Source organism: Bradyrhizobium sp., from assembly GCF_035701725.1.
GTDB lineage: Bacteria > Pseudomonadota > Alphaproteobacteria > Rhizobiales > Xanthobacteraceae > Bradyrhizobium.
Genome location: NZ_DASSRP010000197.1, coordinates 1 through 8,224, shown reverse-complemented (window position 1 = coordinate 8,224; position 8,224 = coordinate 1). Strand labels below are relative to the sequence as shown.

General features: G+C 64.4%; 12 protein-coding genes. 1 reads left to right on the top strand and 11 read right to left on the bottom strand.

Annotated features, from left to right (window positions below; genetic code table 11):
- The 7 genes from VFL62_RS11420 to VFL62_RS11390 form a co-directional block, all read right to left on the bottom strand.
- The coding region (locus VFL62_RS11420; RefSeq protein ID WP_325172484.1) for an HD family hydrolase at positions 1–460 on the bottom strand (460 nt) is incomplete at its 3' end.
- Positions 461–669: 209 nt separating this feature from the next.
- Positions 670–1,296: a DNA-3-methyladenine glycosylase I gene (locus VFL62_RS11415; RefSeq protein WP_325172483.1), complete on the bottom strand. Its 627-nt coding sequence runs from the start codon at positions 1,294–1,296 to the stop codon at positions 670–672.
- Positions 1,293–2,174: a folate-binding protein gene (locus VFL62_RS11410; protein WP_325172482.1), complete on the bottom strand. Its 882-nt coding sequence runs from the start codon at positions 2,172–2,174 to the stop codon at positions 1,293–1,295. The genes VFL62_RS11415 and VFL62_RS11410 overlap by 4 nt, the downstream gene beginning before the upstream one ends.
- A gap of 91 nt (positions 2,175–2,265) precedes the next feature.
- A complete protein-coding gene (locus VFL62_RS11405) occupies positions 2,266–2,529 on the bottom strand; it encodes a hypothetical protein (protein WP_325172481.1) in 264 nt (87 codons plus the stop codon).
- Between the two features lie 136 nt (positions 2,530–2,665).
- Complete coding sequence (locus VFL62_RS11400) at positions 2,666–3,040, bottom strand: TIGR02301 family protein (RefSeq protein WP_325172480.1); 375 nt, start codon at positions 3,038–3,040, stop codon at positions 2,666–2,668.
- Positions 3,041–3,094: 54 nt separating this feature from the next.
- A complete protein-coding gene (locus VFL62_RS11395; protein WP_325172479.1) occupies positions 3,095–3,520 on the bottom strand; it encodes an NUDIX hydrolase in 426 nt (141 codons plus the stop codon).
- 39 nt (positions 3,521–3,559) lie between these two features.
- Positions 3,560–4,063 carry a hypothetical protein gene (locus VFL62_RS11390; protein WP_414644681.1) on the bottom strand — a complete coding sequence of 168 codons (504 nt, stop codon included), beginning with the start codon at positions 4,061–4,063 and terminating at the stop codon, positions 3,560–3,562.
- Between the two features lie 62 nt (positions 4,064–4,125).
- On the opposite strand from VFL62_RS11390, the gene VFL62_RS11385 reads away from it, so the two are divergent.
- Positions 4,126–4,881, top strand: a complete 756-nt coding sequence (locus tag VFL62_RS11385) for an SOS response-associated peptidase (RefSeq protein ID WP_325172477.1) — start codon at positions 4,126–4,128, stop codon at positions 4,879–4,881.
- Positions 4,882–4,890: 9 nt separating this feature from the next.
- Here VFL62_RS11385 and VFL62_RS11380 read toward each other — a convergent pair whose 3' ends face one another.
- The 4 genes from VFL62_RS11380 to VFL62_RS11365 all read right to left on the bottom strand — a co-directional run.
- Positions 4,891–5,523, bottom strand: a complete 633-nt coding sequence (locus VFL62_RS11380; protein ID WP_325172476.1) for an aspartate/glutamate racemase family protein — start codon at positions 5,521–5,523, stop codon at positions 4,891–4,893.
- A gap of 26 nt (positions 5,524–5,549) precedes the next feature.
- The gene (locus VFL62_RS11375) at positions 5,550–5,999 is read right to left on the bottom strand and encodes a GNAT family acetyltransferase (RefSeq protein WP_325172475.1); all 450 of its coding nucleotides are present in this window, start codon (positions 5,997–5,999) and stop codon (positions 5,550–5,552) included.
- Positions 5,996–7,423: an FAD-binding oxidoreductase gene (locus tag VFL62_RS11370; RefSeq protein ID WP_325172474.1), complete on the bottom strand. Its 1,428-nt coding sequence runs from the start codon at positions 7,421–7,423 to the stop codon at positions 5,996–5,998. The genes VFL62_RS11375 and VFL62_RS11370 overlap by 4 nt, the downstream gene beginning before the upstream one ends.
- Before the next feature lie 24 nt (positions 7,424–7,447).
- Positions 7,448–8,224 (bottom strand): L-threonylcarbamoyladenylate synthase (locus VFL62_RS11365; RefSeq protein WP_325172473.1); only part of this gene is annotated, 777 nt, incomplete at its 5' end.

The window sequence follows — 8,224 nt, the reverse complement described above, 5'->3', positions numbered from 1 at the left end:
GGCGGCCGAAGAATCGGGCCGCTTCCGTGTAGTCGAAGCCCGCGAGCCTGGTCGCCTCGAGATAGGCGGCGGCGCGGTCGGCCGCCTTGATCTGCATCACCAGCGCCTCCGGGAGGATGGCCGGCAAGCCGAAGCGCAGATGGATCGCTGCGAGAAGCCGCGCCTCGACGATCTTGTAGGCATCGCCGATCACCGCCTTGAACGGGGAGATCACGTCGCCGATCACATATTCGGGCGCATCGTGCAGCAGCGCGGCAAGGCGGTAACTGACGTCGATGCGCGGCGACTGTTCGCGCATGACGGCTTCCACCAACAGCGTATGCTGCGCCACCGAAAAGATATGCGCGCCTTTGGTTTGGCCGTTCCAGCGCGCGACCCGCGCCAGCCCGTGTGCGATGTCGGCGATCTCGATGTCCAGCGGCGAGGGCTCGATCAGGTTGAGCCGCCGGCCGGACAGCATACGCTGCCAAACTCTGTTGCCCTCTTTCCGATGTTCGCGAGGCATTGCGGCAACGTCTTACGCGAACTTCGGAAAGTAAAGGGCAACAGCAATATATAATTGCAGTACCGCTTTCGATCTGAAGTCCCGGATACGAGTTCGCCGCATCGGGTGTCGGGACTTCAGATCGGCGGTACTGGTTGCAGGATCTGCGGAAGATTGTCTGGCCGTCATTTGGCTTTGAGGCGGGGGGCGCGGCGTTTGCCCGCGCAGCCCTCATGGCAGAAGCAGGTGACGAGGTGGTCGTTGACCATGCCGGTCGCCTGCATGAAGGCGTAGACGATCGTCGGGCCGACGAACTTGAAACCGCGCGAGGACAGCTCCTTCGAAATCTTGATCGAAAGCGGCGTCGAGGCCGGAACGCTCGCGGTGGTCTTGAATGCGTTGACCTTGGGTTTGCCGTCGACGAAATCCCATAGCAGCTTCGAAAAACCCGGGCCTTCTTCCATGATCTGCAGATAGGATTTCGCGCTGGCAATCGTGCCTTCGATCTTGGCGCGGTTTCGAACGATGCCGGCATCGTTCATCAGCGCATGCACCTTCTTGTCGGTGTAGCGCGCGATCTTCTCGGGCTGGAAATCGTCGAACGCTTTCCGGAAGTTATCGCGCTTACGTAAGATTGTGATCCAGGACAGCCCGGCCTGAAAGCCGTCGAGGATCAGTTTCTCATAGAGCGCGCGGTCGTCATGTTCCGGCACGCCCCACTCGGTGTCATGATAGGCGACATAAAGCGGATCTTCGCCCGGCCAGGGGCAGCGTGTCAGGCCGTCGGCATGCAGGCGTGCTGATCTCGTCATGCGACCGTCTGTTTCGGCTGCAGGCGCAATTCGTCCGGATCGGCAATCCGGATCGAAAGGCCGCCCGCGTTCAGGGGTGTGCCGGCTTCGAGCGCCTCTCCGGCGCGGTCGATGCGCATCAGCGCCAGCGCGTGGCCTTCGGCTGCCGATCCCATGGTGCCGACCGATTTGTCGCCGGCTGTTATCGCCGCGCCGGTTTCCGGGGCAGGGCCGTCCAGCAGCAGACGCACCGTGCGGGTGCGCGCGGTGCCGCGGTGCTGCATCCGCGACACCACTTCCTGGCCGACATAGCAGCCCTTGTCGAAGTCGACGCCGAAGAGGCGGTCCATGTTGGTCTCGTGCGGAAATGCATCGCCGTAGATGAAATCGACGCCGCCGCGGGGAACGCCGAGCGCAATACGATGGGCTTCATAGGCCGAGGCATCGACAAGTTCGGCGCCGATCGCGTCGGCGGCCTTTTGCGCGAGTTCAGCGGGGACGAAAATCCGAAGGCCGAGGTGAGGGTTGCGCGGATCGGTGAAGGTGAGATCTGGCTTCAGGGCGGGCGCGCCATCCCAGGCGGCGAGCACGCCAAGGTGATCCGAAAGATTCTCGATATCGATCTTGGCGCGGAGCCTATAGAACTTGAGCTTGTCGGTCAGCGCTTGCGCCAGCGGCTTTGGGCAATCGATCAGCAAGCCGCCCCCATCGCCGGCCGGCGCCTCGGTGATCAGGAAATCGACCGTGATCTTGCCCTGCGGCGTCAGCAGCGCGCCAAACCGCGCCAGGCCCGGTTGCAGTCGCGTGGTGTCGGTGGTGATGAGGCCGTTGAGGAAGTCGCGGGCCGTGTCGCCAGCGACCTTGACCACGCCGCGGTCGGGCAGGAACGCAGCTTTCATGAGGGAATCCCGGGTGACTTCTCAGGCGACATCTCACCCGAGAACGTAGGGCGCAGGCGCCTAAACGACAAGGCCTTGTAAATGGCGGCGCTTATTGCCGGGCAAGCGCGGTGGAGAACTCGCCGTTGCGAACGCGCACCGCAAGACCCTCGACGAATTTGGCGACCGCGTCCTCGCCATAGGTCCGGACCAGTTCGGCAAAAGCCGCAAACAGGCTCGCCTGCGCCAGGCAGTCGCCATCGACCCCATCGTGCCGTGCCTCTGCCCAGGCTTCATTGAGATAGGTGAGGGCGGCTCGCTTCTGGTCCTGGTCGGGCAGCAGGCCGCGGGCGATGAAAGGCGCAGGATGGCTCATGAATGTGAAGCAGCGTTCGAGGCGAGGGATGGATCGTGGTGTAGCACGTTCGACTGCGAGGGCTAGGCAGTTCTTTAAGAAAGGTTAACGAGGGTGAAGAAACCCACCGGTTTGTGGAACTGCGGGAATTTCGAAGCTAATTCGCGTAACGCGCGGTGAGATCGCGCGAGATCTTTAGGCCTTCGTCGATGTAGCGGCGGATCGCGAGCGTCGCTGCCGGCGTGCAGGTGCGATAGGTCTGCTGGAAGCCGTTGTAGCCGCGGTTGAAGCCGGCGATCATGCGCGCCCGCCGCTCGCCGGAAGGCGTTTCGGCGTCGAGTAGGGCCTGCATTTCGTTGCGCCACTTGGCGCCTTCATTGCTGCCGCAGATGCCGCGCAGATAATGCAGGGTTCCGAGAATCTCCGCGAAGCGCTGCAAGTCGTTGTCAAAGGGAGCTGCGCCTTCCTGGGCGCGCGCAGGCGCGGCGAGGCAGCACAGAACGACAAGGACGCAAACGAGATATTTCGGCATCAGGGGGGATATGCCTGCTCGGACTGCATGACGCAAGCGGCACCAAATATGGTTTTAGCGGCTCAGAACGCGCTGGGCGGACCGGATGACGTCCTCAAGTCCCGGCGTGGTCTTGAATTCGCCCAGTGCGTCCGGCGCCAGCCACTCGTAGCGGTCGAGTTCCTCATTGAGCACGACCTCGCCTGCACGCCAGCGCGCCGCGAACGACATGATCACGTAATGCCCACCGCCTTCGGCACTCGGCACCACCTCACGCCAGCCGGCGAGCTCCACGATGTCGATCTTGAGCGAGGTCTCCTCGGCGACTTCGCGGCCAAGGGCGGCATGGAGGCTTTCGCCGAATTCGACCCGCCCGCCGGGCAGCGAATAGACCCCCTTGGATGGCGATCGCGCCCGCCGCACCAGCAGCACCTTGCCGTCGCGGAAGATCGCGGCGCTAACCGCAAGCTGGGGACGGGTCTGAGGAGAGATGGACGCCAAGAGAAAGACCCCCGGTCTGTTCGCACGAGGGGTGCGAGATCAGTGGGTCATGATGTAGTCGACGTCGGCGGCGCCGTCACCATTGATGATGCCGCCGGCCTGCAGCACCAGCGGCTTGACCCACCCGGTCGCCTGTTCGGCGAGCCGGGCGCGGGTCTTGTCCTGCGCGGCCTGACGCATCGCCTCGCCCACCGCGGTCAGGATCGCGGTGATCGCGCTCGTCATGTTGTCGAACTCGGTGCGGATACGCACGTCGGCAGAGTTGTAGGCATCGATCGCCAGATCCCTTGCCTTGAAATTGGAGGCCGTGAAATGTTCGGCGTAGGAGAGCGGTTGCCAGGCCAGAAAATCCTCGGCGCATTCCGGCATGTCCGGAACCATCTCGAGCAACATCACCGCTTCGTTGAAGTGATTGAGGTAGTCGGTGGCAAGCCCCGTGCGCGGATTGATGTTGGCCGCAAGCAGTTCGGCGGCGCGCGCCGAATTTGCGGCGGCGGCGGGAGCCGGTGGTGCGGGTGGGGTGGCGGTCGGCGCTGGCATCATTTGCCGCAGTGTTAGGGTTCGGGGTTAAAAGGGGCTGAACAATGCTTATTTGGATACCCTAAATGTGCGGACGTTTCGTCATCACCTCGGCGCCTGAGGCCTTGCGGCAACTTTTCGGCTATTTGGAACAACCGAACTTCCCGTCTCGGTATAATATCGCGCCAACGCAACCGATACCTGTGGTGATCAGCGACAATGGCCGACATTTTCGCTTGATGCGCTGGGGTCTTTGGCCGGCGTGGGTGAAAGATCCCCGTAAATTTACGCTCCTGATCAACGCACGCGCCGAGAGCATCCACGACAAGCCGGCGTTCAAGAACGCGATCAGGCGCCGGCGCTGCCTGGTTCCCGCCGACGGCTATTACGAATGGCAATCAATTGGCAACCACAAACAGCCTTATTTCATTCATCGCCGCGACGGCCGTCCGATCGGATTTGCCGCGGTGTCGGAGACCTGGGTAGGGCCGAACGGCGAGGAAGTCGATACGGTCGCGATCGTCACGGCGGCGGCGAGCGCGGATCTTGCGGTGCTTCACCATCGCGTGCCGGTGACGATCGCCCCCGACGATTTCGAGCGCTGGCTGGATTGCCGAAGCGACGAAGCGGACAGCGTGGCGTCCTTGATGCGCGGACCGGAAGAGGGCGAATTCGCCTGGCACGAGGTCTCGATGCGGGTCAATCACGTCGCCAACGACGATGCGCAACTGCTGCTGCCGATCACGGCGGAAGAGCGCGAGGCGGAACAAGTCAAACGCGCAAAGAAACCGAGCCCGCGCAAAACGGCTGCCGTCGATGACGGGCAGGGCAGTTTATTCTGAAGTCGCGTACTAGCCCTTGAGCAGCCGCTTCAGCTTGCTGACGGCGCTGTCGGGCGTTGTCAGCACCGGCAGCTTGGTGGCTTCCGCCACCATCGCGGCGGCCGGCGCCATGCTGTATTGCGCAAGCGCAATCAGATCGCAGTCACGCAGGTCGCGCGAAGCCTGCACCACCAGACGGTCATGCCCGGCGCGGTCGCCGCGGTCGAGCGCTGCCATCGCGCCTTCCGCCAGTTTCGGCACCAGCTGCAACGTGCTCGGAAATTCCGCCGGCATCGATTGCAGCGTCGGCGGAAACGACGACAGAAGCCCGATGCGGTGGCCGCGCTCGGCCGCCTGTTCGATCATCGCCTCATTCGGCTTGAGCACGGGCATTGGCGCAAGCGCGCGCGCCACCGCCTCGATGCAGGGACCGAACGCCGAACAGGTGAAGAGAATGCCCTTCGCGCCGGTTGAAGCGGCATAGTTTCCAAGCGCCAGAAAGCGGTCGGTCATCGCCGGCGTCAGTCGGCCGTCGCGCGCGACATCCGCCGACAGGCTGTCGTCGAGCAGGTTCATCAACGTGGCGTCCGGCCAAAGCCTGGCGAAGGAGGCTTCGATCGGAGCCAGCGAATGCTTGAGGGCGTGGATCAGGGCGATGCGCATCTTCGTTCCCGTTGACGGCTTATGATTTACGGCGTCGGCTCGCGCCCGTCGAGCCATTTCGCGTAGATGATGCGCTCCTGTGCCGCGTATCCCAGCGATTGATAGAAGTCCCTCACGCCAGCATTGTCGGGCCGCACCATCAGTTGCAGCTTTTCGATGCCGGCGTCGCGCAGCCATCGTTCGGCCGCGTCCATCATGATGCGGCCAACTCCCTTGTGGCGATGATCCGGATCGACCGCGAGGTAATAGACCCAGCCGCGGTGCCCGTCATGCCCGATCATCGCCGTGCCGACGACGGTATCGCCTTCGCGCCCGACCAGGACGGTGGAATTTTCGCCGCGCCGCGCAAGCGCGATGTCGGCGGCCGGATCGTTCCAGGGCCGCGTCAGGCCGCAGGCCTGCCACAGCGCGACGACGCCGGCGACGTCGGCGTCGCGGATCGGCGTGATCGCAAGACTTTGCAGCGCGCTGGTCACAGCACCTTGCCGGGGTTCATGATGCCGAGCGGGTCGAGCATCGCCTTGATCGAACGCATCAGCTCGATCGCGACCTTGTCTTTCACCTCGGGGAGCTCGTCGCGCTTGAGCACGCCGATGCCGTGCTCGGCGGAGATCGATCCGCCCATCCGCAGCACGATCTCGAACACCACGGCGTTGACCTCGTGCCAGCGGGCGAGGAAATCGGCGGCATTGCCGCCGACCGGCTGGCTGACATTGTAATGAATATTGCCGTCGCCGAGGTGGCCGAACGGTACCGGCCGCGATCCCGGAATGAGCTTCACCACGGCGGCATTGGCTTCCGCGATGAAGGCGGGGACCGCCGCGACGGGAACCGAGATGTCGTGCTTGATCGAGCCGCCTTCGGGCTTTTGCGCCGCCGACATCTCGTCACGCAGTTTCCAGAACGCCTGGCGCTGGCTCAAATTCGCCGCGATCACGGCATCGTCGACGATGCCGTCTTCCATGCCTTGCGCCAAAATCGCTTCCAGCGTCGCGCGGGCATCGTCGCGCGAGGAAGACAGCTCCATCAGCACGAACCAGGGATGCTTGCCGGTCAGCGGTGCGCGGATGTCGATGCCATGGCGCACGCTGAAATCGACCGCGATGTCGGCGAGCAGTTCGAAACTGGTCAGGCTGCCGGCCGCTTCGTTCTGCGAGATCGACAACAGTTTCAGCGCGTCCTCGGGCGACTTCAGTCCGACAAAGGCGGTTTCGACCGCGCGCGGTTTCGGAAACAGCTTGAGGGTTGCCGCGGTGATGATGCCGAGCGTGCCTTCGGCGCCGATGAAGAGGTTCTTCAGGTCGTAGCCGGTGTTGTCTTTTTTCAGCTTCGACAGCGCGTTGAGAATGCGGCCGTCCGCCAGCACCACTTCGAGACCGAGCGCCATCTCGCGCGCGACGCCAAAGGCGAGCGCGCCGGTGCCGCCGGCATTGGTCGAGAGATTGCCGCCGATGGTGCAGCTGCCTTCGGCGCCGAGCGACAGCGGAAAGTAACGATCGGCTTCGGCCGCCTTCTGCTGCGCGACCTGAAGCACCACGCCGGATTCACAGGTCATGGTGTTGGAGGCCGGATCGATCTCGCGGATCTTGTCGAGCCGCCGGGTCGAGACCACGACCTCGCCCTGATGCGGAGTCTGGCCGCCGACGAGGCCCGTATTGCCGCCTTGCGGCACCAGCGCGATCTTCTGTTCGGAGGCGAGCTTGCAGATCGCCGAGACTTCCGCCGTCGACCCCGGCCGCAAGACGAGCGGCGAGCGCCCGTGAAACAGCCCGCGCTCCTCCGTCACGTAAGGCGCGACATCGGCCGGCTCCGTCATCGCATATTTGTCGCCGACAATGGCGCGAAACCGCGCGATCAGTTCGCTGGAGAGCGGAGGGACGGGCGTTGGGGAGAGGTTCATTGGCGTCTCTTCTGCAGCTTCTTCTTATCGGTCGATCGCGGCGCGGCGCAGCCGGTCGTTGATGGCCTCGCCGAGCCCATGATCGGGCACCGGCATGACGGCGATGGCGCGCGCGCCCTTGGCATCGAGGGCGCGAAGATAGCCGAAAAGATTGGCGGCGGCCTCGGCAAGATCGCCGGTCTCGGACAGGTTCAGCACGGCTTTGGCCGCCTCAGCGCCCGCAACGCGCGTCGCGCCGAACGCCAGCAGCGCCTCGTCCGGCCCGACCGCGGTCGCGTCGAGCCGGACCGGCGTGCGCGGCGCATAGTGCGAAGACAGCATGCCCGGCGCCAGCGGCTGGCTATCGTTGGTGGCGACGTCTTCGGGTAGCCGAGCCAGCGCATGGCCGAGCACGCGCTCGACCTCCTCGCGTGGCAGGCCGCCCGGCCGCAGCAGCATCGGAACGTCAAAGCAGGCGAGAATCGTGGATTCGACGCCGACTTCGACCGGTCCGCCATCGAGGATCAGATCGACGCGGCCGGAGAGGTCGCTGGCCACATGTGCGGCCGTGGTCGGCGAAACGTGGCCTGAAATGTTGGCCGATGGCGCCACCACGGCGCTGCCAAATGCGCGCAGCAGGTCCTGCGCCACGGGATGCGCGGGCACGCGGATCGCGACCGTGTCGAGCCCGGCGGTAGCAAGTTCCGCGACCGGGCATTGCGGCGTCTTCGGCAGCACCAGCGTCAGCGGACCGGGCCAGAACGCTTCCGCAAGGCACGTGGCAGCGGCATCAAAGCGGGCGATCTGGCGGGCGGCGGCGAG

What these genes read in the sequence shown, in the direction of transcription:
- VFL62_RS11405 (WP_325172481.1), bottom strand. Translation starts at nt 2,529, where the DNA reads ATGAGCCATCCTGCGCCTTTCATCGCCCGCGGCCTGCTGCCCGACCAG.
- VFL62_RS11410 (WP_325172482.1), bottom strand. Translation starts at nt 2,174, where the DNA reads ATGAAAGCTGCGTTCCTGCCCGACCGCGGCGTGGTCAAGGTCGCTGGC.
- VFL62_RS11390 (WP_414644681.1), bottom strand. Translation starts at nt 4,063, where the DNA reads ATGATGCCAGCGCCGACCGCCACCCCACCCGCACCACCGGCTCCCGCC.
- VFL62_RS11400 (WP_325172480.1), bottom strand. Translation starts at nt 3,040, where the DNA reads ATGCCGAAATATCTCGTTTGCGTCCTTGTCGTTCTGTGCTGCCTCGCC.
- VFL62_RS11380 (WP_325172476.1), bottom strand. Translation starts at nt 5,523, where the DNA reads ATGCGCATCGCCCTGATCCACGCCCTCAAGCATTCGCTGGCTCCGATC.
- VFL62_RS11415 (WP_325172483.1), bottom strand. Translation starts at nt 1,296, where the DNA reads ATGACGAGATCAGCACGCCTGCATGCCGACGGCCTGACACGCTGCCCC.
- VFL62_RS11385 (WP_325172477.1), top strand. Translation starts at nt 4,126, where the DNA reads ATGTGCGGACGTTTCGTCATCACCTCGGCGCCTGAGGCCTTGCGGCAA.
- VFL62_RS11370 (WP_325172474.1), bottom strand. Translation starts at nt 7,423, where the DNA reads ATGAACCTCTCCCCAACGCCCGTCCCTCCGCTCTCCAGCGAACTGATC.